Raw genomic sequence first — 22,777 nt, 5'->3', positions numbered from 1 at the left:
CGTGCACCCGGCGCGCCCCCTCCGTACCGAAGCCGCCGAATCCCCGCCCCACCGGGACGCGCTGTCCCCGCGCACAGCCGGAGCGGCAACAATGGGGGGTATGAGCGACAGCCCCGCCCCCCTCGCCGATCCGCATCTCCTCTTCGACACCGCGGACGGCCGCCGGGATCTGGTGATCCTCGGCTCCACCGGGTCCATCGGCACCCAGGCCATCGACCTGGTCCTGCGCAACCCCGACCGCTTCCGGGTCACCGCGCTCTCGGCCGCCGGCGGCCGGACCGCCCTCCTCGCCGAGCAGGCCCACCGGCTGCGGGTGAGCACGGTCGCCGTCGCCGACCCGGGCGCGGTCCCCGCCCTGCGCGAGGCGCTGCGTGAGCGGTACGGGGCCGGGGAGCCGCTCCCCGAGATCCTCGCCGGGCCCGACGCGGCGGCCACGCTCGCCGCGAGCGACTGCCACACCGTGCTCAACGGGATCACCGGCTCCATCGGGCTCGCCCCGACGCTGGCCGCGCTGAAGGCGGGCCGTACGCTCGCCCTCGCCAACAAGGAGTCGCTGATCGTCGGCGGCCCGCTGGTGAAGGCGCTCGCCGCCCCCGGCCAGATCATCCCGGTCGACTCCGAGCACGCCGCGCTCTTCCAGGCGCTCGCCGCCGGCACCCGCGCCGATGTCCGCAAGCTCGTCGTCACCGCCTCCGGGGGACCCTTCCGGGGCCGTACACGCGAGGAGCTGGCCGACGTCACCCGCGAGCAGGCCCTGACCCACCCCACCTGGGCGATGGGCCCGGTCATCACGATCAACTCCGCGACGCTCGTCAACAAGGGTCTTGAGGTCATCGAGGCGCACCTCCTCTACGACATCCCCTTCGACCGCATCGAGGTCGTGGTCCACCCGCAGTCCTACGTGCACTCCATGGTCGAGTTCACCGACGGCTCCACGCTCGCCCAGGCCACCCCGCCCGATATGGGCGGACCCATCGCCATCGGCCTCGGCTGGCCCGAGCGGGTCCCGGACGCCGCCCCCGCCTTCGACTGGTCGAAGGCGTCCACGTGGGAGTTCTTCCCGCTGGACACCGAGGCCTTCCCGTCGGTCGGCCTCGCCCGCCATGTCGGTACGCTCGGCTCCACGGCACCCGCCGTCTTCAACGCGGCCAACGAGGAGTGCGTCGACGCCTTCCTCGCCGGACAGCTGCCCTTCAACGGAATCATGGATACGGTCACCGCTGTGGTGTCCGAACACGGCACCCCCGCCCCGGGAACCCCGCTCAGCGTCGCGGACGTCCTCGAAGCGGAAACCTGGGCCCGCGCACGGGCCCGGGAACTCTCGGCGAAAGTGACAGCGGAGGCGCGCGCATGAGTCTGACCTCGATCCTGCTGACGGTCCTGGGGATCGCCGTCTTCGTCGTGGGCCTGCTGTTCTCCATCGCCTGGCACGAGCTGGGCCACCTCTCCACGGCCAAGATGTTCGGCATCCGGGTCCCGCAGTACATGGTCGGATTCGGTCCGACGCTCTGGTCGAAGCAGAAGGGCGACACCGAGTACGGCATCAAGGCCATCCCGGCCGGCGGCTACATCCGCATGATCGGGATGTTCCCGCCCGGCGCCGACGGCCGCCTGGAGGCCCGCTCCACCTCACCGTGGCGCGGCATGATCGAGGACGCCCGCTCCGCCGCGTACGAGGAGCTCGAACCCGGCGACGAGAAGCGGCTCTTCTACACGCGCAGGCCGTGGAAGCGCGTCATCGTGATGTTCGCCGGCCCGTTCATGAACCTCATCCTCGCGGTCGCGATCTTCATGGGCGTCGCGATGACCTTCGGCTTCCAGACGCAGACCACCGAGGTCGCGGGCGTCCAGCAGTGCGTCATCTCGCAGAGCGAGAAGCGCGACACCTGCAAGGGCACCGACCCCGTCTCCCCGGCCAAGGCCGCGGGCCTCCAGGAGGGCGACAAGATCGTCGCCTTCGACGGGCAGAAGGTCGACGACTGGGCGACGCTCTCGGACCGCATCCGCAACACCATCGGTCCCGCCACCATCACCGTCGAGCGTGGCGGCCAGGAGGTCACCCTCAACGCCGTCCTGCGCGAGAACGCCGTCGCGAAGAAGGACGGCAACGGCGAGGTCGTCCCGGATCAGTTCATCAAGGCCGGCTACCTCGGCTTCGCCGCCCAGACCGAGATCGTGCCGCTCTCCTTCGGCGACTCCGTCGTGCGCATGGGCGACATGATCGAGAACGGCGTCGACGCGATCATCGCGCTGCCCTCCAAGATCCCGGCCCTGTGGGACGCCGCCTTCAGCGACGGCGAACGCGCCGACGACTCGCCGGTGGGTGTGGTGGGCGCGGCCCGGATCGGCGGCGAGGTGATGAACCTCGACATCCCGGCCCAGAACCAGGTCGCGATGATGCTGTTCCTGCTGGCGGGGTTCAACCTGTCGCTGTTCCTGTTCAACATGCTGCCGTTGCTCCCACTCGACGGGGGGCACATCGCGGGTGCGCTCTGGGAGTCGCTGCGGCGCAATCTGGCCAAGGTCTTCCGGCGCCCGGACCCGGGCCCGTTCGATGTGGCGAAGCTGATGCCGGTCGCCTACGTGGTCGCCGGACTCTTCATCTGCTTCACGCTGCTGGTCCTGGTGGCCGACATCGTGAATCCGGTCAAGATCAGCTGATGATCCGATAAGGGACCGTCCGGGTGGCTGCCTGAGTAGTCGTCCCTTCCGTCCCAGAGGTGACCGCCCGGCACACGCGTTGTGTCCGGTCGGTCACCATCTGGTTGACTTGTCCATACGGTGCGTGCGTCCCGCCTCCGGTGCCGTAACCTCGAAGCCTGGAGCCCGCCGACATCGGGACCTTGATCCACACCTTGGGGATGCACAGCGCATGACTGCGATTTCTCTCGGAATGCCGGCCGTTCCGACCAAGCTCGCCGACCGACGGGTCAGCCGACAGATCCAGGTCGGCTCGGTCGCGGTCGGCGGCGACGCGCCCGTTTCCGTGCAGTCGATGACGACGACACGTACGTCGGACATCGGTGCCACCCTCCAGCAGATCGCCGAGCTGACGGCCTCCGGCTGCCAGATCGTCCGGGTGGCCTGCCCGACCCAGGACGACGCCGACGCCCTCGCCACGATCGCGCGCAAGTCGCAGATCCCGGTGATCGCCGACATCCACTTCCAGCCGAAGTACGTCTTCGCCGCGATCGACGCGGGCTGCGCGGCGGTCCGCGTGAACCCCGGCAACATCAAGCAGTTCGACGACAAGGTCAAGGAGATCGCGAAGGCGGCCTCCGAGACCCGCACCCCGATCCGGATCGGCGTCAACGCCGGCTCCCTGGACGCGCGGCTCCTGAAGAAGTACGGCAAGGCCACCCCCGAGGCCCTCGTCGAGTCCGCCCTGTGGGAGGCGTCCCTCTTCGAGGAGCACGGCTTCGGCGACATCAAGATCTCCGTCAAGCACAACGACCCGGTCGTCATGGTCAACGCCTACCGACAGCTCGCCGCCCAGAGCGACTACCCGCTCCACCTCGGCGTCACCGAGGCCGGGCCGGCGTTCCAGGGCACGATCAAGTCGGCCGTCGCGTTCGGCGCCCTGCTCTCCGAGGGCATCGGCGACACCATCCGCGTCTCCCTCTCGGCCCCGCCGGCCGAGGAGGTCAAGGTGGGCCTGCAGATCCTTGAGGCGCTCAACCTCAAGCAGCGCCGCCTGGAGATCGTCTCCTGCCCCTCCTGCGGCCGCGCCCAGGTCGACGTCTACAAGCTCGCCGACCAGGTCAGCGCCGGACTGGAGGGCATGGAGGTCCCGCTGCGCGTCGCGGTCATGGGCTGCGTCGTCAACGGCCCCGGCGAGGCCCGCGAGGCCGACCTCGGTGTCGCCTCCGGCAACGGCAAGGGCCAGATCTTCGTCAAGGGCGAGGTCATCAAGACCGTGCCCGAGTCGAAGATCGTCGAGACCCTCATCGAGGAAGCCCTGAAGATCGCCGAGCAGATGGAGAAGGACGGCATCGCCTCCGGCGAGCCCCAGGTCTCCATCGGCGCCTGACCTGCGCCCCTCCGCGCCATCACCGCCCCGCCGGGCCCCGTTCCCGGCGGGGCGGCGGCGTAGCCGTGGCCGGTCCATGGCCGGTCCGGAAGCCCGCTTCCCGGCCCGGGCAGCGTTCTCCAGGCTTGTTGGGTACAGTGCGGAAATCAGCAGACCGCATGGTGAGGCCCCCTCGTGTTGACGCAGACCACCACCCGGGTCCTCGAACCCAGCGACCTCGGCGCAGCGCTCGCCATCCTGGAGAGCGAGCCCGTGGCCAACGCATTCGTCACGTCCCGCGTGCAGGTCGCGGGGCTCGACCCCTGGCGCCTGGGCGGCGAGATGTGGGGCTGGTACGCCGACGGAAGGCTCCGCTCCCTCTGTTACGCCGGGGCCAACCTGGTCCCCATCTGCGCCGGGCCGGAAGCCGTACGCGCCTTCGCCGACCGGGCCCGCCGGGCCGGCCGCCGCTGCTCCTCGATCGTCGGCCCCGCCGAACCCACCGCCCTGCTCTGGCGACTCCTGGAGCCGGGCTGGGGCCCCGCCCGCGAGGTCCGCGCCAACCAGCCCCTCATGGTCACCGAGAGCCCCTCCGCCGATATCGCCCCCGACCCGCTCGTCCGCCGCATCCGCAAGGACGAGACCGACATCCTGATGCCGGCCTGCGTGGCGATGTTCACCGAGGAGGTCGGCATCTCCCCACTCGCCGGGGACGGCGGACTCCTCTACCAGGCCCGGGTCGCCGAACTCATCGGCGCCGGACGCTCCTTCGCCCGGATCGACGACGGCAAGGTCGTCTTCAAGGCGGAGATCGGCGCCGCCACCACCCAGGCCTGCCAGATCCAGGGCGTCTGGGTCGCCCCCGAACACCGCGGCAAGGGCCTCTCCGAGACCGGCATGGCCGCCGTCCTGCGCTACGCCCTGGCCGATGTCGCCCCCATCGTCAGCCTGTACGTGAACGACTACAACGCCCCCGCCCGCAAGGCCTACCGGCGCGTGGGCTTCCGCGAGACGGGCACCTTCATGAGCGTCCTGTTCTGAAACCCCGTACGGAGAGCTTCCTCTACGGAGGTGGCTTCCCGGCCTCCCGCCCGTACCGGCCCGCCCACCCCGGCCAGTAGGGTTCGCGCATGGCACCAGCAGTCACCGGGAACGGCCCCGCGCACCCCGGCATCGAGGTCGGCCCCATCGACCTGGCCACACGCGTCGACGAAGCCCTCCACGTCCAGGCGGCGGCCTTCGGACTCAGCCAGGACGAGATCGACGTACGCCGCCACATCGTCCTGCGCCACCTCGACCACCCCGAGGCCCGCGCGCTCGGCGCCCTCACCCCCGACGGGCGGCTCGTCGGCTTCGTCTACGGGCTGCCCAACGACCGCGCCCACTGGTGGTCCACCGTCGTCGAGCCCTACCTCCGGGCCACCGGCTCCGACGGCTGGCTCGACGACTCCTTCGTCATCACCGAGCTCCACGTCCACCCCGACCACCAGCAGCACGGCATCGGCCGCACCCTGATCACCGGCATCACCGACGCCGTCCCGCACCCCCGCTCGATCCTCTCCGCGATCGACCGGGACAGCCCCGCCCGCGCCCTCTACCGCGCGCTCGGCTACCGCGACCTGGCCCGCCAGGTGGTCTTCCCCAGCGCCCCGCTGCCGTACGCGGTCATGGGTGCGCCTCTTCCGCTCCAGAGGCCCCAGGGCTGAATGGATTTCCGCCTGCCCGCACCCCCCGGCTAACCTCGGGCTCACCACCCTTGCGAGCAGGAGTTCATCATGGCCCAGGTCCAGCGCATGTCCCGATTGATGATCAAGACACTGCGCGACGACCCGGCGGACGCCGAGACGCTCAGCCACAAGCTGCTGGTCCGCGCCGGGTACGTGCGCCGCAACGCGGCCGGCATCTGGTCCTGGCTGCCGCTCGGCAAGAAGGTCCTGGACAACATCTCCAACGTCGTGCGCGAGGAGATGGACGCCATCGGCGCCCAGGAGGTCCTGCTCCCCGCCCTGCTGCCCAAGGAGCCCTACGAGGCGTCCGGCCGCTGGGAGGAGTACGGCGACCTGCTCTTCCGCCTCCAGGACCGCAAGGGCGGCGACTACCTCCTCGGCCCGACCCACGAGGAGATCTTCACCCAGACCGTCAAGGACCAGTGCACGTCCTACAAGGACCTGCCGGTGATGCTCTACCAGATCCAGACGAAGTACCGCGACGAGGCGCGCCCCCGCTCCGGTGTGCTCCGCGGCCGCGAGTTCCAGATGAAGGACTCGTACAGCTTCGACACCACCGACGAGGGCCTCGCGCACTCCTACGCGCTGCACCGGGCCGCGTACATCAAGATCTTCGAGCGCCTCGGCCTCGACCACCGCATCGTCTCCGCCGTCTCCGGCGCGATGGGCGGCTCGGCCTCCGAGGAGTTCCTGGCGCCCGCCGCCGCCGGTGAGGACACCTTCGCGGACTGCCCGAACTGCGACTACGCCGCCAACACCGAGGCCGTGACCTTCGCGCTCGCCCCGGTCGACGGCTCGGCGCACGGCGCGGTCGAGGAGCTGGACACCCCCGACACCCCGACCATCGAGACCCTCGCCGCGCACCTGGGCGTCCCCGCCTCGGCCACCCTGAAGAACCTGCTGGTCAAGGTGGACGGCGAGATCGTCGCCGTCGGCGTCCCCGGTCACCGAGAGGTCGACCTCGGCAAGCTCGGCGAGCACCTGGCGCCCGCCGTCGTCGAGCTGGTCACCGCCGAGGACTTCGTCGGCCGTGACGATCTCGTACGCGGCTACGTCGGCCCCCAGGGCCTGGAGAAGGTCCGCTACCTCGCCGACCCCCGCGTCGCCCCCGGCACCGCCTGGATCACCGGCGCCAACAAGGACGGCAAGCACGCCAAGAACGTCGTCGCGGGCCGTGACTTCGAGGTCGACCAGTACCTCGACGTCGTCGTGGTCGAGGAGGGCGACCCCTGCCCCAAGTGCGGTACCGGCCTCACCCTGGACCGCGCCATCGAGATCGGCCACATCTTCCAGCTCGGCCGCAAGTACGCCGACACCTTCCAGCTCGACGTGCTGGGCCAGCAGGGCAAGCCGGTCCGCGTCACGATGGGCTCGTACGGCATCGGCGTCTCCCGCGCGGTGGCCGCGCTCACCGAGCAGACCGCCGACGACAAGGGCCTGTGCTGGCCCCGCGAGGTCGCCCCGGCCGACGTCCACGTCGTCGCCGCGGGCAAGGCCCTCCAGACGGAGCTGGCCCTCGACGTCTCGGAGAAGCTCAACGCGGCGGGCCTGCGCGTCCTGGTCGACGACCGCCCCGGCGTCTCGCCCGGTGTGAAGTTCACCGACTCCGAGCTGATCGGCGTGCCCAAGATCCTGGTCGCCGGCCGCCGCTCCGCCGACGGCGTCCTGGAGCTCAAGGACCGCCGCACCGGCGAGCGCGAGGAGCTGACGGTCGACGAGGCGATCGCCCGCCTCACGGCCGACCTGGGCTGATCGCGTAGATCGCGTACGTACGAGGAGGGCCCCCGCACACCGTGTGCGGGGGCCCTCCTCGTACGCCGGGTACGGTCTACAGCCAGCCCGCGAACTCCAGGTTGACCTCGCCCATCTGCCGCCGCCCCTCGGCCAGCGCACGGGTCCCCGACTCGACCGCCCGGAACAGCGTCCAGCCGTGCAGCCGCGCCTGGTCCACCTCCAGCGACTCCGCCAGCCTCTTGACCCGCCGCCGCGCCGTCACCGGGCCGCCCGGCGAGGCGATCAGATCCTCCACCCGGTCCCGCACCAGCCGCGCCAGGTCGTAGGCGCGTTCGCCCACCAGCGGCTCCGGACCCACCGTCAGCCAGGGCGCGCGTTCGCCGGAGAGCACCTTGCTCTGCCGGAAGTTGCCGTGCAGGAGGAGGAGTTCGGGGGAGCCCTCGACCAGTTCCGTACGGGCCGCGAGGGCCGCGTCCACCAGCGGGGCCAGCTCCGGGTCGGCCTCGGCCGCCGCCCGCATGCCCTCCGTCTGCCGCCCCGTCCGCTCGGCCACGGTCTCGAAGGGGTGCCCGGCGGGCGGCTCCACCCAGAGCCGCCGGACCGTACCCGCCGCCTCCAGGAACGCCTTGGCCTCCGGCAGCGAACGCAGCGACACCTCATGGTGCAGCCGCTCCAGCAGCAGCGCCCCGGACGCGTCGGTCTCCGGGGCGTCCAGCAGCTTCACCGCGCCCCAGCCGTTCCAGTGCGCCAGCGCCGCCCGCTCGTGCTCCGGTTCGGCGCGCGGCGGGGCGATCTTCAGCGCGGCCGGGGTCCCGTCGGCCTGCCGGACCAGGAGCACCAGGGCGCTGCGCCCGCCGGGGGCGGCCACCCGCTCCACGGTGAGGTCCGGCCCGGCGGCCTCGATCGCCTGTTCGGTGAGCGTGGGGAGGCGGTCCAGCCACTCGGCCGCCGCACCGTCCCCGTACATCTCGCCGAGCGCGCGCACCAGGCGCTGCGGCGGTTCGAAACCCATACGTCCGTTGTTCCCTTTCCGTCCTTCGTCAGGCCGTGCCGTCGGCTCCCGCGGCCTCCACCGGACCCGTCTTCTCGGCCGGACCGGCGCCCGGAGCCCGCTCGGCGAGCCCCGGAAAGGCTACGTTGCCGCCCCGCCAGCGGGCCGCCCGCACGGCCGCCTCCCGCAGTGCGCCCGCCGCGTCGGCGCGCGCGGGCCCTTCGGTGGCCCGTACGAGATCGGAGTACACGCCCGCCACCCGGTCCTCCAGGACGGCGGCGAGGCGCAGTGCCGACGCGGTGTCGGTAACTGCGAAGGGGAGAGCGTACGCGGCGTCGGCGGCGACCGGCGCACCGCCCAGGTCACGCACGGTGCGCATCAGCGCGTCCCGGCGCGCGCGGTGCCCGTCGTACGCCGCGCTCGCCTCGGTGCGCCGCTTCCCGGTGATCCGGCCGCCGAGCACCCCGTACCCGTAGACGGCCGCGTGTTCGGCGGCCAGCGCGGTCTGCGTGGCGGTGAGGGCGGGGGAGGAGGCTTCGTCCTCGGCGGGAAGGGTCATGACGCGGTCTCCTTGGCCAGCTCGGTCAGCAGGTACGCGTGGACCGCAGCGGCCGCGGCCACCGAGGCCAGCAGCCGCGCCAGCTCCGGTTCCGCGGTGAGCAGGGCCTCGGCGTGGTAGTCGGCCCGGCGGCGCTCGGCGGCGGCCAGCTCTTTCACCGCGGCCCGCGCGTCGGCTGACACGGGACCGGGTGCGGGCGGGGCCGCGGCCTTCCGGGCACCCGCCGACAGGGCCTTGGCGTGCTCCCGTACGGCGGTCCGCAGGGGCGCCAGGCCCTCCGCGAGCGCCGGATGGGCCTCGGCGGCCAAGTCGTAGTGGGCGAGCGTCAGGGCGGCGGTGCGCGCCGCCGCCGTCCGCAGGGCCTTCTCCACCCGGACCGCCTCGGCCTCGGTGCGGACGGGCCCGTTCCGGCCCTGGCTCTTGTCGTCGTCCCCGCAGCCGGTCAGCACCGCACCCAGTGCGAGAGCCCCCGTCGCGGTGAGCGCCCCCCTGCGGGTCGTCCCCGTGCGCCGCACGTTTCTCCTTCGGGCCGGGACCGATCCTGACAGGATCTGTCCTGAAGTGATCACCGCAGGCGAGCGTACCCGCGGTGACAAGGCAGGCGGACGGCAACACCCCTGGCGACCGGATACCCTTTGACCTGACACACGACGATCCCCACAACAGCACACGCGGCCGAGGAGTCACCCGGATGAGCACCACCCAGAGCGAGAGGCTGCGCGGGTTGCTGGAACCGCTCGTCAGCGCGCAGCAGCTGGACCTCGAGGAGATCGAGGTGTCCCGGGCCGGCCGACGTGGAGTGCTGCGGGTCATCGTGGACTCCGACGAGGGCGTGGAGCTGGACACCTGCGCGGAGCTGAGCCGCGCGATCTCCGAGAAGCTGGACGAGACCGACGTGATGGGCGAGGGCGAGTACGTCCTCGAAGTCAGCTCCCCGGGGGCCGAGCGTCCGCTCTCCGAGCCCCGCCACTACGTACGCGCCACCGGCCGGCTGGCCCGCTTCCACCTTGCCGCCGACGGCTCCGGTGAGCTGGTCGCCCGCATCCTCGCCGTCGACGAGGACGGGCTGGACCTCGAAGTGCCCGGCGTCAAGGGCCGCAAGCCCACGTCCCGCCGCCTCGCCTTCGACGAGATCGCCAAGGCGCGCGTGGAGATCGAATTCAACCGCAAGGACAAGAAGGAAGAGGAGGCGTAGCCGTGGACATCGATGTGAAGCTTCTGAAGGGCTTGGCGCAGGACAAGGAGATCCCCTTCGACGTGCTCGTCGCGGCGATCGAGTCGGCGCTCCTCATCGCCTACCACCGCACCGACGGCAGCCACCGCCGGGCGCGCGTGAAGCTCGACGAGAACGGCCACGTCACCGTGTGGGCCAAGGAGGACCCGGCCGACCTCGAGGAGGGCCAGGAGCCCAAGGAGTTCGACGACACCCCCTCCGGGTTCGGCCGGATCGCCGCGACCACCGCCAAGCAGGTCATCCTGCAGCGGCTCCGCGACGCCGAGGACGACAAGACCTTCGGGGAGTACGCCGGCCACGAGGGGGATGTCGTCACGGGCCTCGTCCAGCAGGGCAAGGACCCCAAGAACGTCCTGGTCGACATCGGCAAGCTCGAAGCCATCCTTCCGGTGCAGGAGCAGGTCCCGGGCGAGGAGTACACCCACGGCCTGCGCCTGCGTACGTATGTCGTCCGGGTCGCCAAGGGCGTCCGCGGCCCGTCGGTGACGCTCTCGCGCACCCACCCGAACCTGGTGAAGAAGCTCTTCGCGCTGGAGGTCCCCGAGATCGCGGACGGCTCCGTGGTCATCGAGGCCATCGCCCGCGAGGCCGGTCACCGCACCAAGATCGCCGTGCGCTCCACCCGCGCCGGCCTGAACCCCAAGGGCGCCTGCATCGGCCCGATGGGCAGCCGTGTGCGCAATGTCATGGCCGAGCTGCACGGCGAGAAGATCGACATCGTGGACTGGTCGGACGACCCGGCCGAGATGGTCGCCAACGCGCTCTCGCCCGCCCGGGTGAGCAAGGTCGAGGTCGTCGACCTCGGCGCCCGCTCCGCCCGCGTCACCGTGCCGGACTACCAGCTCTCGCTGGCGATCGGCAAGGAGGGCCAGAACGCCCGCCTCGCCGCCCGCCTCACCGGCTGGCGCATCGACATCCGTCCCGACACCGAGACGGACGAGGAGCGCGAGAACGCCGACCGCGAGCGGGCCGAGCGGGCCCGGGAGCGCTCGGAAAGGCGTTGACCCGGAGCCGCTCCAGGGAATAGATCTTGGCCGTACGCCGCTGAGATCACGACAACATCCGTTCGATTTTTGCCCCAAAGGGGTGAGGTCGGTGCGGGGAGGTAGACTTAAACGTGTCTGGCCGGACGCAAGCCCGCGCTTGCCCCGAGCGAACCTGTGTGGGATGCCGGGAGCGAGCGGCCAAGAGCGAGCTGCTGCGCATCGTGGTGGACGAGGGCGCCTGCGCCCCTGATCCACGCGGTACGCTGCCCGGCCGGGGTGCTTATGTGCACCCCACCTCTGTCTGTCTCGACCTGGCGGTTCGCCGCCGGGCGTTCCCCAGGGCCTTCAAGGCCAAGGGGCCGTTCGACACCGCGGCACTCACGCGGTTCGTCGAGCGGGTGACACCGTAAGAAAGAACGTGAACGGCACGGGTCCCCGTGCGGTCAGGTACCTCGCGAGTTGGAAGTAGGTCGAGATTGCGATGAGCACTCGATGAGTACGCGATGAGTACGCCCATGAAGTAGCGACGGTCCGGCGGTAACCCGGACCTAAAAGGAGCGAAGTGGCTAAGGTCCGGGTATACGAACTCGCCAAGGAGTTCGGCGTCGAGAGCAAGGTCGTCATGGCCAAGCTCCAAGAACTCGGTGAATTCGTCCGTTCGGCGTCCTCGACGATCGAGGCGCCGGTTGTACGTAAGTTGACCGACGCACTGCAGGGGCCCGGCGGCAACGCCGGCAAGTCCGCTGCCAAGCCTGGCGCGCCCCGCAAGGCGACGCCCGCGAAGCCCGCAGCGCCCTCCCCGGCCGCTGCGGCACGTCCCGCTGCCCCGAAGCCCGGCGTACCGGCTGCCAAGCCGGCCGCTGCCGAGGCCCCGGAGACCAGCACCCCCGCGGCGCCTTCCGCGCCGTCGGCGGGCCCCCGTCCGGGCCCGAAGCCCGCGCCGAAGGCGGCCCCGGTGACCCCGGTCCCGGCCGCCGAGTTCTCGGCACCGGCTCCGGCCCAGCCGGCCGCCCCCCAGCAGCCCCAGGCCCCGCGTCCCGCGGCCTCCCCGGGACCGCGTCCTGCCGGTGGCCCTGCCCGTCCGGCTCCGGCCGGCGGTCAGCGTGACGGTGGCGCCCGCGACGGTGGCCAGCGTGACGGCGGCCGTGGCGGCGAGCGTGGCGGAGACCGCCCCGCACGTCCCGCCGGCCAGGGCGCACCGCGCCCCGGCGGCGCCCGTCCGGCCGGTCCCCGTCCGGGCAACAACCCCTTCACCTCCGGCGGTTCCACCGGCATGGCGCGCCCCTCGGCGCCCCGTCCCGGCGGTGCCCCGCGCCCCGGTGGCGGCTCGGAGCGCCCCGGCGCCCCGCGTCCCCAGGGCGGCCCCGGCGGCGCCCCGCGCCCCCAGGGCGGTCAGGGTCAGGGCGGTGCCCGTCCCACTCCGGGCGGCATGCCCCGCCCGCAGGCCCCGCGTCCCGGCGGCGGTCCCGCCGGTAACCGGCCGAACCCGGGCATGATGCCGCAGCGTCCCGCTGCCGGCCCGCGTCCCGGTGGCGGCCCCGGCGGTGGCCGTGGTCCCGGTGCCGGTGGCGGTCGCCCCGGTGGCGGCGGTGCCGGTCGTCCCGGTGGCGGCGGCGGCTTCGCCGGTCGTCCCGGCGGTGGCGGTGGCGGCGGCTTCGCAGGCCGTCCGGCCGGTCCCGGTGGTGGCGGCGGCGGTGCCGGTCGTCCCGGTGGTGGCGGCGGCTTCGGCGGCCGTCCCGGCTTCGGCGGTCGTCCGGGTGGTCCCGGTGGCCGTGGCGGCACGCAGGGTGCGTTCGGCCGTCCCGGCGGTCCGGCGCGTCGTGGCCGTAAGTCGAAGCGGCAGAGGCGCCAGGAGTACGAGGCCATGCAGGCCCCGTCCGTCGGCGGCGTCATGCTGCCTCGCGGCAACGGACAGGCTGTCCGGCTGTCGCGCGGTGCCTCGCTCACCGACTTCGCGGAGAAGATCAACGCCAACCCGGCGTCGCTCGTCGCCGTGATGATGAACCTCGGCGAGATGGTCACGGCGACGCAGTCCGTCTCCGACGAGACGCTCCGGCTTCTCGCGGACGAGATGAACTACGTCCTGGAGATCGTCAGCCCCGAGGAGGAGGACCGCGAGCTGCTCGAGTCCTTCGACATCGAGTTCGGCGAGGACGAGGGCGGCGAAGAGGCCCTGGTCTCCCGTCCGCCGGTCGTGACCGTCATGGGTCACGTCGACCACGGTAAGACCCGACTGCTGGACGCGATCCGCAAGACGAACGTCGTCGCGGGCGAGGCCGGCGGCATCACGCAGCACATCGGTGCGTACCAGGTCTCCTCCGAGGTCAACGGTGAGGACCGCAAGATCACCTTCATCGACACCCCGGGTCACGAGGCGTTCACCGCCATGCGTGCACGTGGTGCGAAGTCGACCGACATCGCGATCCTCGTGGTGGCGGCCAACGACGGTGTGATGCCCCAGACGATCGAGGCGCTGAACCACGCCAAGGCGGCCGAGGTGCCGATCGTGGTCGCGGTCAACAAGATCGACGTCGAGGGTGCCGACCCGACCAAGGTGCGCGGTCAGCTCACCGAGTTCGGTCTGGTGGCCGAGGAGTACGGCGGCGACACCATGTTCGTCGACATCTCCGCCAAGCAGGGCCTCAACATCGAGGCGCTCCTGGAGGCCGTCGTCCTCACCGCCGACGCCTCGCTGGACCTGCGGGCCAACCCGGAGCAGGACGCGCAGGGTATTGCGATCGAGTCCCACCTCGACCGCGGCCGTGGTGCCGTCTCGACCGTCCTGGTCCAGCGCGGAACGCTGCGCATCGGTGACACGATGGTCGTGGGCGACGCCTACGGCCGAGTCCGCGCCATGCTCGACGACAACGGTCAGAACGTGCAGGAAGCGGGTCCCTCGACCCCCGTCCTGGTCCTCGGTCTCACCAACGTCCCGGGCGCCGGCGACAACTTCCTGGTCGTCGACGAGGACCGTACGGCCCGTCAGATCGCCGAGAAGCGTGCCGCCCGTGAGCGCAACGCCAACTTCGCCCGCAAGGGTGTCCGGTTCTCCCTGGAGAACCTGGACGAGGCGCTCAAGGCCGGTCTGGTCCAGGAGCTCAACCTCATCATCAAGGGCGACGCGTCCGGTTCGGTGGAGGCTCTCGAGTCCTCGCTGCTCCAGCTCGACGTCGGTGAAGAGGTCGACATCCGGGTCCTGCACCGCGGTGTGGGTGCGGTCACCGAGTCGGACATCAACCTGGCGACGGGTTCCGACGCCATCGTGATCGGCTTCAACGTGCGCGCCGCAGGGCGTGCCGAGCAGATGGCCGAGCGCGAAGGCGTGGACGTCCGGTACTACTCGGTCATCTACCAGGCGATCGAAGAGATCGAAGCGGCCCTCAAGGGCATGCTCAAGCCGGAGTACGAAGAGGTCGAGCTCGGCACGGCGGAGATCCGCGAGATCTTCCGCTCGTCCAAGCTGGGCAACATCGCCGGTGTGCTGGTCCGCTCCGGCGAGGTCAAGCGCAACACCAAGGCGCGCCTGCTGCGCGATGGCAAGGTCATCGCGGAGAACCTCAACATCTCCGGTCTGCGCCGCTTCAAGGACGACGTCACCGAGATCCGCGAAGGCTTCGAGGGCGGTATCAACCTCGGAAACTTCAACGACATCAAGATCGACGACGTCATCGCGACGTACGAGATGCGCGAGAAGCCGCGAGGCTGATCCGCAGAGATCTGACCGGGTTCCGGGGGTTCGCCCCCGGAACCCGGCCACCACGGTCGGGGCCGGTCGACGGGTCGTATTTCCGTCGATCGGCCCCGGCCGTTCCGGTACGGTTCTGATGTTCCCGCCAAGCTCTGGCGGGGCACGAACCCGAACCGGCGGGACATCCGGACACACATGTATGTGGGGACCCTGTCCTTCGATCTGCTCCTCGGCGACGTACGGTCGTTGAAGGAGAAACGCTCCGTCGTCCGTCCGATCGTCGCCGAACTCCAGCGCAAGTACGCGGTGAGTGCGGCGGAGACCGGCGGGCAGGATCTCCACCGCAGGGCCGAGATCGGCCTTGCCGTGGTCTCCGGTGACACCGGACACCTGACGGACGTGCTGGACCGGTGCGAGCGGCTGGTGGCCGCCCGCCCCGAGGTGGAGCTGCTCTCGGTGAGACGGCGGCTGCACAGTGACGAAGACTGACACGCAAGCGAAATCAGAAGGAAGAGTGACGGACCGGTGACCGACAACGCGCGGGCCCGCAAGCTGGCCGATCGCATCCAGGTCGTGGTCGCGGAGACCCTGGACCGGCGAATCAAGGATCCGCGGCTGGGATTCGTGACGATCACGGACGCCCGGGTCACCGGCGACCTGCGGGAGGCCACGGTCTTCTACACGGTCTACGGCGACGACGAGGAGCGCGCGGCCTCCGCCGCGGCGCTGGAGAGCGCCAAGGGCGTCCTCCGCTCCGAGGTCGGCCGGCAGACCGGGGTCCGGTTCACGCCGAGCCTGGCCTTCGTCCCGGACGCCCTCCCGGACAACGCCCGCACCATCGAGGACCTCCTCGACAAGGCGCGCGCCAAGGACGCCGAGGTGCGCGAGGTCTCCACGGGCGCGAAGTACGCCGGCGACGCCGACCCGTACCGCAAGCCCGAGGACGAGGACGACGAGGCGGAGACCCCCGGCTCGACCGACAAGAACGAGGGCCCCGCCTCCGCATGACCGAGCAGACCACCACGCCGGACGGCCTTGTCATCGTCGACAAGCCGTCCGGCTTCACTTCGCACGACGTCGTGGCCAAGATGCGCGGCATCGCCCGCACCCGCCGCGTCGGCCACGCCGGAACCCTCGACCCGATGGCGACCGGAGTCCTCGTGCTCGGCGTCCAGCGGGCCACCAAGCTGCTCGGCCACCTCGCGCTGACCGAGAAGGAGTACCTGGGCACGATCCGGCTCGGCCAGGACACCGTCACGGACGACGCCGAGGGTGAGATCACCTCCTCCACCGACGCGTCCGGCGTGACCCGCGAGTCCATCGACGCCGGAGTGGCGGCCCTGAGCGGCGCGATCATGCAGGTCCCGTCCAAGGTCAGCGCCATCAAGATCGACGGCAAGCGGTCCTACGCGCGGGTGCGCGGCGGCGAGGAGTTCGAGATCCCGGCCCGCCCGGTGACCGTCTCCTCCTTCAACGTCTACGACGTCCGCGAGGCCGTCGCCGAGGACGGCACCCCGGTCATGGACCTGGTCGTCTCCGTCGTCTGCTCCTCGGGGACGTACATCCGCGCGCTGGCCCGGGACCTCGGTGCCGGACTCGGCGTCGGCGGCCATCTGACGGCCCTGCGCCGCACCCGGGTCGGCCCGTACGGACTGGACGCGGCCCGCACCCTGGACCAGCACCAGGAGGAGCTGACGGTGATGCCCGTCGCCGAGGCGGCCGCCTCCGCCTTCTCCCGCTGGGACGTCGACGAGAAGCGCGCCAAGCTGCTCCTCAACGGCGTACGGCTGGACATGCCCGCCTGCCCGCCGGGGCCGGTCGCGGTCTTCGGGCCCGACGGGACGTTCCTCGTGCTCGTCGAGGAGGAGAAGGGCAAGGCCAAGAGCCTCGCCGTCTTCGCCTGAACCGCTCCCGCTCGGTGTGTGGAGCGGGCACCACCCCCCACCCGGTGCCCGCTCCACCTTCCCCACCCCGGGACCATCTCTGCTCCGCCAGGACACGGCTATTCACCCCATCGGACGGGCGCTCGGAGTGAATACCGGGGGCGCGGGGGGCGCGTTCCCCGTCCGTGCGCTCCTGGAGATCACCGGCGGCCTACCGTCGGACCATGGGCAGTGGGGACCGGTCGACGCTGGTGAGAATCTGTGATCAGGCCGGCCGGCCGCGGGGGACGGGCTTCGTCGCGGACGACCGCGGCACGGTCGTCACCGCCCACCAGGCCACCGCCGCCCCCGGCCCGTACCTCCTCCACGGCACCGACGGCCGCACCTGTTCCGTCGGCCCCGACGACATCACCGCGCTGCCCGCCCTCGGCCTCGCCCTCCTGCGTACGGGCGGCTCCGGAACCCTCGGCGTGGAGCCGCTGCCCATCGCCGTACGGGAGCGGATCGAGCCCGGCAGTTACGTCGGGATCGCCGCCCACGGCCGCCGCGAGGCCCGGGTCCTCGGCACGGCCCCCGCCACCTACACCGCACCGGACGGCTGCGGGCACCCCGTCCCGGCCGCCCTGGAGCTGGCCCTCGGCACCGACGGGCGCGACGCCCTGCGCTCCGGCGGGGCGGCCATCGGCGGACCGGTCACCGACCCGGCCACGGGCGCGGTCCTCGGCCTCCTGTGCACCGCCCTCACCACCCCGTACGAGGCCGCGGGGCTCGCCCTCCCCGTCCCGCGCGGCGCCGACCCCGCCCTCGACGCCCTCCTCGCGCGCAACGCCACCGCCGCCCCCGCCTACGGCCCCGACCTCAACCTCGCCGGGGCCCTCCAGCTCACCGCCACCTCCGTCGGCTCGGCGGACGGTCCGAAGGCACGTACCGCACCCGTCGAGCGCGAGGACATCCACGCGGAGTTCGCCGCCTTCGCCACCGGTACCGGCACGGTCCTGGGCCTCGTCGGCGGACCCGGCACCGGCCGCACCACCGAGCTGGCCGCCCTTGCCGCCCGCCGGGCCGACGGCGCGGCGCCCGCCCCCACGCTCTGGCTGCGCGGCGCCGACCTGCTCGCCGACGACACCTCGGTCGCCGAAGCGGCGGACCGTACGCTGACCCGCTCGGCCCGCATCGTCGCCGCCGCCGGGGCCCTCGGCGACATGGCGACGGCCACCGCGGAACGGATCGCCGCGCTCGCCGCCGACGCGGGCCACCCCCTCCTCGTGGTCCTGGACGGCCCCGAGGAGATGCCCCCGCTGCTGGCCCACCGGCTCCCCGAGTGGACGGCGAACACCGCCGGCTGGCTGCGGGAGCACGGCGTCCGGCTCGTCGTCGCCTGCCGCCCCGAGCACTGGGAGACGGCGGGTGCCCTCTATCCGCCCGGAGCCCTGCACCGCCCCCACCGCCCCGCCCGGGCGCTGCCGCCGTCCCTGCGCCTGGCCGACCTCACCCCCGACCAGGCCGACCGGGCCAAGGAGCGCCTCGGTATCCCGCCGCACGCCCTCGCCCCCGGCCACGACCGGCACCCGCTCACCCTGCGGCTGCTCGCCGAGGTCCGCGAGGCCCTGCCGCCCGGCGTCCCGGGCCGCCCCGACACCGAGGACGTCTTCGGCGCCCACCTGGACCTCATGTGCGTGCGCATCGCGGTCCGGATCGCGGCCGCCGCCGGTGAACAGCCCCGGGGCACCGCCGTACGCCGGCTGGCCGCCCGGGTCGCGGGCCAGGTCCACGAGGCGGCCCGGCGCTGTCTGGGCCCGGGGCAGGGGGAGCTGGACCGGGAGGCGTTCGAGGAGGTCTTCCCCTGGCGCACCGGGTGGGCCTCGGCCGTGCTGACGGAGGGGCTCCTCGTGCCCGCCGGGGCCGGCTACCGCTTCGCCCACGAGGAGCTGGGCGACTGGGTGCAGGGCGCCCATCTGGACCTGGACGCGGCGCTGCGCTCGCTGGTGCACCGCTGGCACCGGGGGAGCGGGGCGGTGGTGCGCCTGCCGAGCGCCGGGGTCGAGGGGGAGCCGCGTTCCCTGCCCGTGCCCCGGCACCGGATCGGGCCGGTGATCCAGGCGATGGTGCTCCTCGGCCGCCGCCAGGGCACCGCCGCGCTCGCGCACCGGATGGCCGACCTGATCGAGGCGCTGGACCGGCTGTGGGCGGACGGACACCACGGTGAAGGCCCCCGCGGCGAGGACGCCGCCTGGTGGGCGGCCCACCTCCTCGGCGGCAGCCTGCTCCGGGTGCCCGACGCCCGCCCGTACCTCGGCGTCCTGCGGGTCCTCGCCGGGCGCATCACCCGCCGCGCGGCCGACGCCGCCGGGGGACCGGCGGCACCGGGGGCGTACGGGGAGTTCGGGCCCTGGTTCTGGCGGCGGCTCCGGCTGCCCGAGGAGGACCGGATCGACCTCCTGCGCCGCCTCGTCCCCGCCGACGGTGTGCCCCGCACCGACGGCGACGAGCGGTACCTGGACGCCGTGGCCCGCCGCCTCACGCTCAACGCCCCCGTCGTCCTGCCGCTGCTCTGCCGCTGGTTCACCGACGAACGCCCGCTCCTGATCGGCGGCTCCGACGCGCCGGACGAGGGCCTGCGCCCCACCGTGGCCGCCGCCGCGCAGGCACTGCTCCACGCCCGCCGCGACCTGGCCGTCGACGACCTCACCGACGCCCTGGTCGCCACCCCGCACACCCGGGCCGGAGAGCTGCTCGCCGCCCTCGCCGAGGACGAGCCCACCGCGCTCTGCCGGGCCGTCGAGCGCTGGGCCCGAGACGAGGACCGCCCGGCCCGCCGCTCCGCCGCCGCCAGGTACGCCGGACTCCTCCAGCCCCGGATCACCGCCGAGGGCGACCGGGCCCTGCTCCGCTCGGCCGCCTCGGAGCTGCTCGCCCGCCCCGACGACGCCGGCCTCCACGCCGCCGCCCTCACCCTCCTCGTCCGGGACCCCAAGAGCCGGGGCCGCCACCTCCCGCAGGCGCTCCGCCTCTTCGCCCACGGCGACCCCCGCCTCCCCGTGGAGCTGCTCGCCGAGGTCTTCCCCCTCCACCCCGAGCCGGTGCTCGCCGCCCTCCGCGCCCGCCTGGCCCGCCCCGGCGACGGCGCGGCGGCGGTCCTGCGGGCCCTGGCCGGGCTCGACACGCCCGCGCTCGCGCTGCACGTCGCCGGGCTCGTACGCGAGTACATCGACGCCCACCCCGAGGACGGCACCCACGCCGCCGAGTACGTCGACCTCCGCCTCGAACACGGCCCCGCCGCCCGCGCCCTGCTCCTCCCCCTGGTCACCGGACTCCTCAGGGACCGCCCCGCCCCACCCCCCGTACGCGCCGCACTGGCCCGGGTGCTCGCCGGGGCCGGGTCCACCGCCTCCCGGCCGCTGCGGGCCGAGCTGCTGGAGGTCCTGCTGGAGTTCGAGCAGACCACCGGCCGGGACCCGGACGTCCTGGACGTCCTCCTCCAGGCCGCGGCAGCAGGGGCGCAGGCCCGCCCGGAGATCCGTACGCGCGCCCTCGTCCACCGCACCGGCATGCTCCTCGTCCGCACCCCCGAGGGCGCCGCCCGCTTCGACCGCCGCCTCGTCGAGCTCGCCCGGGACGTGCCCGGATTCGCCGCCCTCGTCATCCGCTGGCTCGCCGACGCCCCGCAGGAGTGGGCGGCCGTGGTGGGCCCCAGCGCCCGGCGCACGGTGGAGGCGTTGGAGACATCACGTCGGGCGATGCCGATGCCGATGCAGGCGGCGGGGCGTGAGCATGGCAGTCTTAGACCTGCGTAATCGGCATACATACACACGTACACAGGTTCGGGCGAGGAGCGGTCACAGTGCAGCGCTGGCGTGGCTTGGAGGACATCCCCCAGGACTGGGGACGCAGCGTCGTCACCATCGGCTCCTACGACGGCGTGCACCGCGGACACCAGCTGATCATCGGCCGGGCCGTCGAGCGCGCCCGTGAGCTGGGCGTTCCGTCCGTCGTCGTCACCTTCGACCCGCACCCCAGCGAGGTCGTCCGCCCCGGCAGCCACCCGCCGCTGCTCGCCCCGCACCACCGCCGCGCCGAACTCATGGCGGAGCTGGGCGTGGACGCGGTGCTGATCCTGCCGTTCACCGCGGAGTTCTCGAAGCTGTCGCCCGCCGACTTCATCGTGAAGGTCCTCGTCGACAAGCTGCACGCCAAGGCCGTCATCGAGGGCCCCAACTTCCGCTTCGGCCACAAGGCCGCCGGGAACGTCGCGCTGCTGACCGAGCTGGGCGCCACCTACGACTACACCGTCGAGGTCATCGACCTGTTCGTGACCGGTGAGGCGGGCGGCGGCCAGCCGTTCTCCTCCACCCTCACCCGCCGGCTGGTCTCCGAGGGCGACGTCGCCGGCGCCGCCGAGATCCTCGGCCGCCCGCACCGCGTCGAGGGCATCGTGGTCCGCGGCGCCCAGCGCGGCCGCGAACTGGGCTTCCCCACGGCCAACGTGGAGACCCTCCCGCACACCGCGATCCCCGCCGACGGCGTCTACGCGGGCTGGCTGGAGGTGGCGGGCGAGTCGATGCCCGCCGCGATCTCCGTCGGCACCAACCCGCAGTTCGACGGCACCGAGCGGACGGTCGAGGCGTACGCGATCGACCGCGTCGGCCTGGACCTGTACGGGCTGCACGTGGCCGTCGACTTCCTCGCGTACGTACGCGGCATGCTGAAGTTCGACACGATCGACGACCTCCTGGTGGCGATGGCCGGCGACGTGAAGCGGTGCAGCGAGCTGATCGCCGCGTACGACCGCTCCCACTGACGTACGTCCTGGCCGTGCGCCCCGCCCGGGGACGGCGGATGCTGACAGGGTGCACGACATCCTGCCCGGCCTCCGGGCCCGCTGCGCCGCCGGTACGCCCCTCGCCCTGGCGACCGTCGTCGCCGTGCACGGCAGCGCGCCCCGCGACCCGGGCGCCGTCATGGTGGTCGACGCGGCGGGCACCGTGCTCGGCAGCGTCTCCGGGGGCTGCGTCGAGGGCGATGTGTACGAGGTCGCCCGTGAGGTGCTCGCCGGGGCGGCGCCACGCGTGGTGTCGTACGGGATCAGCGACGACGAGGCGTTCGGCGTCGGGCTGACGTGCGGCGGCACGATCGAGGTGCTGGTGCGCGCGTATGCGTCGGAGGCCGAGCTGGCCGGTCTCGCGGCGCTGCTGGACCTGATCGCCGCCGACGTGCCGGTCGCGGAGGCCACGGTCCTGTCCGGCGGCGCGGCCGGGACCGGCGCCCGCCTGGTCGTCCGCGCCACCGATGTCTCCGGCACGCTCGGCACGGAGGGGCTGGACGCGGCCGTCACGGACGACGCCCGCGGGCTGCTGGAGCAGGGCCTCACCGGCATCCAGTGGTACGGGGCGCACGGCCAGCGCCGTATGCAGGAGGTGTCCGTCTTCGTCCGTCCGCACGCGCCGCCGCCCCGCATGCTCGTCTTCGGCGCCATCGACCACGCGGCGGCCACCGCCCGCATCGGCTCGTTCCTCGGCTACCGGGTCACCGTCTGCGACGCCCGCCCCGCCTTCGCCACCCGGGAACGCTTCCCGACCGCCGACGAGGTGGTCCGCGCCTGGCCGCACGACTATCTGGAGGCGACCGAGGTCGACGCCCGTACGGTGATCTGCGTCCTCACCCACGACCCGAAGTTCGATGTGCCGCTGCTCGTCGCCGCGTTGCGCACCCCGGCCGCGTACATCGGGGTCATGGGCAGCCGCCGCACCCACCGCGACCGCCTCGCCCGGCTGCGCGAGGCCGGGGTGGACGAGGCGGCACTCGCCCGCCTCGCCTCACCCGTGGGCCTCGACCTCGGAGCCCGTACGCCGGAGGAGACGGCGGTTTCCATCGCGGCCGAGATCATTCAGCACCGCTGGGGCGGCACGGGGCGCCCGCTCGGCGAGCTGACGGGCGCCATCCACCACGGGATCACGCCTTAGCTGTAC

Annotated in this window: 19 protein-coding genes; 16 read left to right on the top strand and 3 right to left on the bottom strand. The window is 72.8% G+C overall.

The features are described from left to right. The first annotated feature begins 100 nt into the window (after nucleotides 1-100). The 6 genes from dxr (at nucleotide 101) to IF17_RS0123905 (ending at nucleotide 7,488) form a co-directional block, all read left to right on the top strand. Nucleotides 101-1,354 (top strand): 1-deoxy-D-xylulose-5-phosphate reductoisomerase, encoded by a 1,254-nt coding sequence (gene dxr, locus IF17_RS0123930; protein ID WP_032772518.1) that lies wholly within the window; start codon nucleotides 101-103, stop codon nucleotides 1,352-1,354. Next, nucleotides 1,351-2,661 (top strand): M50 family metallopeptidase, encoded by a 1,311-nt coding sequence (locus IF17_RS0123925; RefSeq protein WP_030569412.1) that lies wholly within the window; start codon nucleotides 1,351-1,353, stop codon nucleotides 2,659-2,661. The genes dxr and IF17_RS0123925 overlap by 4 nt, the downstream gene beginning before the upstream one ends. Nucleotides 2,662-2,872: 211 nt before the next feature. Next, nucleotides 2,873-4,030: a flavodoxin-dependent (E)-4-hydroxy-3-methylbut-2-enyl-diphosphate synthase gene (ispG, locus tag IF17_RS0123920; protein WP_026241002.1), complete on the top strand. Its 1,158-nt coding sequence runs from the start codon at nucleotides 2,873-2,875 to the stop codon at nucleotides 4,028-4,030. Between the two features lie 174 nt (nucleotides 4,031-4,204). Then, on the top strand, nucleotides 4,205-5,050 hold the full coding sequence (locus IF17_RS0123915; RefSeq protein ID WP_179115591.1) for a GNAT family N-acetyltransferase: 846 nt from the start codon (nucleotides 4,205-4,207) through the stop codon (nucleotides 5,048-5,050). Nucleotides 5,051-5,139: 89 nt separating this feature from the next. Further along, nucleotides 5,140-5,715: a GNAT family N-acetyltransferase gene (locus IF17_RS0123910; protein WP_030569403.1), complete on the top strand. Its 576-nt coding sequence runs from the start codon at nucleotides 5,140-5,142 to the stop codon at nucleotides 5,713-5,715. A 69-nt stretch (nucleotides 5,716-5,784) separates the two neighbouring features. Next, nucleotides 5,785-7,488 carry a proline--tRNA ligase gene (locus tag IF17_RS0123905; RefSeq protein WP_030569400.1) on the top strand — a complete coding sequence of 568 codons (1,704 nt, stop codon included), beginning with the start codon at nucleotides 5,785-5,787 and terminating at the stop codon, nucleotides 7,486-7,488. Nucleotides 7,489-7,564: 76 nt separating this feature from the next. On the opposite strand, the gene IF17_RS0123900 is transcribed toward IF17_RS0123905, so the two are convergent. The 3 genes from IF17_RS0123900 to IF17_RS0123890 are packed head-to-tail and all read right to left on the bottom strand — an operon-like array spanning nucleotide 7,565 to nucleotide 9,535. Beyond that, nucleotides 7,565-8,482: an aminoglycoside phosphotransferase family protein gene (locus IF17_RS0123900; RefSeq protein ID WP_030569397.1), complete on the bottom strand. Its 918-nt coding sequence runs from the start codon at nucleotides 8,480-8,482 to the stop codon at nucleotides 7,565-7,567. Nucleotides 8,483-8,510: 28 nt separating this feature from the next. Next, nucleotides 8,511-9,020: a ferritin-like domain-containing protein gene (locus IF17_RS0123895; protein WP_030569394.1), complete on the bottom strand. Its 510-nt coding sequence runs from the start codon at nucleotides 9,018-9,020 to the stop codon at nucleotides 8,511-8,513. Continuing rightward, nucleotides 9,017-9,535 carry a hypothetical protein gene (locus tag IF17_RS0123890; protein WP_030569391.1) on the bottom strand — a complete coding sequence of 173 codons (519 nt, stop codon included), beginning with the start codon at nucleotides 9,533-9,535 and terminating at the stop codon, nucleotides 9,017-9,019. Before IF17_RS0123890 ends, IF17_RS0123895 begins: the two co-directional genes overlap by 4 nt. A gap of 176 nt (nucleotides 9,536-9,711) precedes the next feature. Between IF17_RS0123890 and rimP the strand changes: the two genes are divergently transcribed. The 10 genes from rimP (at nucleotide 9,712) to IF17_RS0123835 (ending at nucleotide 22,771) form a co-directional block, all read left to right on the top strand. Next, nucleotides 9,712-10,215, top strand: coding sequence for a ribosome maturation factor RimP (rimP, locus tag IF17_RS0123885; protein WP_030569388.1), 504 nt, complete (start codon nucleotides 9,712-9,714; stop codon nucleotides 10,213-10,215). Between the two features lie 2 nt (nucleotides 10,216-10,217). Beyond that, complete coding sequence (nusA, locus tag IF17_RS0123880; protein ID WP_030569386.1) at nucleotides 10,218-11,258, top strand: transcription termination factor NusA; 1,041 nt, start codon at nucleotides 10,218-10,220, stop codon at nucleotides 11,256-11,258. Between the two features lie 113 nt (nucleotides 11,259-11,371). Next, nucleotides 11,372-11,650 (top strand): YlxR family protein, encoded by a 279-nt coding sequence (locus tag IF17_RS0123875; protein ID WP_179115590.1) that lies wholly within the window; start codon nucleotides 11,372-11,374, stop codon nucleotides 11,648-11,650. 152 nt (nucleotides 11,651-11,802) lie between these two features. Beyond that, complete coding sequence (gene infB, locus IF17_RS1000000138005; RefSeq protein ID WP_076968446.1) at nucleotides 11,803-14,946, top strand: translation initiation factor IF-2; 3,144 nt, start codon at nucleotides 11,803-11,805, stop codon at nucleotides 14,944-14,946. A gap of 177 nt (nucleotides 14,947-15,123) precedes the next feature. Continuing rightward, nucleotides 15,124-15,417 (top strand): DUF503 domain-containing protein, encoded by a 294-nt coding sequence (locus IF17_RS0123860; protein ID WP_015611818.1) that lies wholly within the window; start codon nucleotides 15,124-15,126, stop codon nucleotides 15,415-15,417. A 36-nt stretch (nucleotides 15,418-15,453) separates the two neighbouring features. Continuing rightward, a complete protein-coding gene (gene rbfA, locus IF17_RS0123855; RefSeq protein WP_018509552.1) occupies nucleotides 15,454-15,936 on the top strand; it encodes a 30S ribosome-binding factor RbfA in 483 nt (160 codons plus the stop codon). After that, nucleotides 15,933-16,832, top strand: coding sequence for a tRNA pseudouridine(55) synthase TruB (gene truB, locus IF17_RS0123850; protein WP_030569377.1), 900 nt, complete (start codon nucleotides 15,933-15,935; stop codon nucleotides 16,830-16,832). The genes rbfA and truB overlap by 4 nt, the downstream gene beginning before the upstream one ends. Nucleotides 16,833-17,035: 203 nt before the next feature. Further along, nucleotides 17,036-20,605: a hypothetical protein gene (locus tag IF17_RS0123845; protein ID WP_030569375.1), complete on the top strand. Its 3,570-nt coding sequence runs from the start codon at nucleotides 17,036-17,038 to the stop codon at nucleotides 20,603-20,605. A 47-nt stretch (nucleotides 20,606-20,652) separates the two neighbouring features. Beyond that, nucleotides 20,653-21,609 carry a bifunctional riboflavin kinase/FAD synthetase gene (locus IF17_RS0123840; protein ID WP_030569373.1) on the top strand — a complete coding sequence of 319 codons (957 nt, stop codon included), beginning with the start codon at nucleotides 20,653-20,655 and terminating at the stop codon, nucleotides 21,607-21,609. A 49-nt stretch (nucleotides 21,610-21,658) separates the two neighbouring features. After that, nucleotides 21,659-22,771, top strand: a complete 1,113-nt coding sequence (locus IF17_RS0123835; protein ID WP_030569371.1) for an XdhC family protein — start codon at nucleotides 21,659-21,661, stop codon at nucleotides 22,769-22,771. Nucleotides 22,772-22,777 lie beyond the last annotated feature (6 nt).

This window comes from Streptomyces cyaneofuscatus, from assembly GCF_000718135.1.
GTDB classification, from domain to species: Bacteria; Actinomycetota; Actinomycetes; order Streptomycetales; family Streptomycetaceae; genus Streptomyces; species Streptomyces cyaneofuscatus.
This window is presented reverse-complemented; position numbering and strand designations above follow the sequence as displayed.